Genomic DNA, 1,698 nt, shown 5'->3' with positions numbered 1-1,698 from the left:
AATCTTTTGAAAATCAAGGAACTATAACTAATACTAATACTGGTAAATTTAACTTTAATATCACTAAAGGAACCATTACTAACTTTAGTAATAGTGGAACTATTAAAGGAGGTAAAGGTATAAATATAGGGAATCAATCTACTCTTACTAATTTTAGTAATAGTGGGGTGATTAAAGTTAATGGAACAGGGTTTAATAATCAGGGTATCTATTTGCAAGGTGCAACTATAGAAAATCTAAATAATGAAGGAACGATTGATGGTGGTGGTAATGGTATAATCATTCATAGCTTAAACAATCAAACAACAAAAATAGGAACTTTAAAAAATACTGGAACAATTCAAAGTAACATTAATGCTATCAATTTTGAAGCAACTACTGGTTCTATAGAAATTGATACTATTCTTGTAGAAAGTGGCTTATTAAAAGGAGGACACGCAGGCATTAGACTTAATCCTTCCAAAGCAACAATTCAAAAAATTGACATTAAAGCAGGTGCTAAAGTAGAAGGCACTAATTTTGGTATTCATATTTTACGAGGAAAAGCATTTACAGGAGATATTGAAGTAGCAGGAACTCTTAAAGGAGGAGTTGCCGCTATAGGAAATACAGGAACTATTGGAGAGAATGGAAAAGGAAATATCATTATTAAAAGCACAGCTAAACTTGAAGCGAAACAAGCGGCTATTTATAATTTTGGGGGGAAATTACAAGGAAGCATCACTATAGAAAAAGGTGCTGATTTAGGATCAACAACAAGTATTTTCAATCAAAATAGAAACAATAGACCTTCATCCCTAAGCGGATCCATTATCAATCATAGCAATAATAATTTGACCATAAAAAACCAGAATTCAACAATTGGAGGCTCTATTACTTCTTCTGGGGCTGGTTCTTTAAATATTGCAAACTCTGGTAATGCAGAAATAGGTGCTGATATTAAAAATGAGGGGAGTGGGTCCTTAAACATTACCAATTCAGGAAGTGGTAGTATAGGAGGAAGCATTAGTGCTAGTGGTAATGCTCCTATTAGTATTAAAAATGAAGGCAATGCTAACATTGGAGGGGATATTAAATCAACAGGAAATGCTCCTATAACTATTACTAACTCTAGCCCTCAAGGTATCCAAGGAAGTATTACAAGCTCTGGTAATGCTCCTTTAAACATTACTAATTCTGGAAGTGGTAAGATAAATGGAGGTATCACCTCTAATGGTAAAACTAACATTACTAATAATGGTGGTAATATACAAGGAAGTATTACAACAAATGGTAATGCTCCTTTGAGTATTGAAAACTCTGGAAATGGTAGTATAGGAGGAAGCATTAGTGCTAGTGGAGATGCTCCTATTAGTATTACTAACTCTGATAATGCAAAGGTTGCAGGAAATATTGAGGTAAGTGGAGATGCCCCTATTAGTATTTCTAATTCTAGCACTCAAGGTATTGTAGGAGATATCACTGCTAGTGGAGATGCCCCTATTAGTATTTCTAACTCTGGAAGTATTGGAGGAGATATTAAAACAGCAGGAAATGCTGAATTAAAAATTAATAATTCTGGAAGTGGTAGTATAGGAGGTGCTATCACTGCTAGTGGAGATGCTCCTATTAGTATTACTAACTCTGATAATGCCACCTTAGTAGGTGGAGTTAGTGCTAGTGGAGGTGGTAAAGTAAGTATTGAAAATAAAGGCAGTG

At 34.3% G+C, this 1,698-nt stretch carries 1 protein-coding gene; it reads left to right on the top strand.

Annotated features, from left to right (window positions below; translation table 11 throughout):
* Positions 1 to 1,698: beta strand repeat-containing protein (locus tag LS72_RS11040; RefSeq protein ID WP_414458071.1), on the top strand; the 1,698-nt coding region annotated here is incomplete at both ends.

The organism is Helicobacter apodemus (assembly GCF_000765745.2).
GTDB classification, from domain to species: Bacteria; Campylobacterota; Campylobacteria; order Campylobacterales; family Helicobacteraceae; genus Helicobacter_D; species Helicobacter_D apodemus.
The sequence above is the reverse complement of the archived record's forward strand: the minus strand, read 5'-3'. Positions and strand labels throughout refer to the sequence as shown.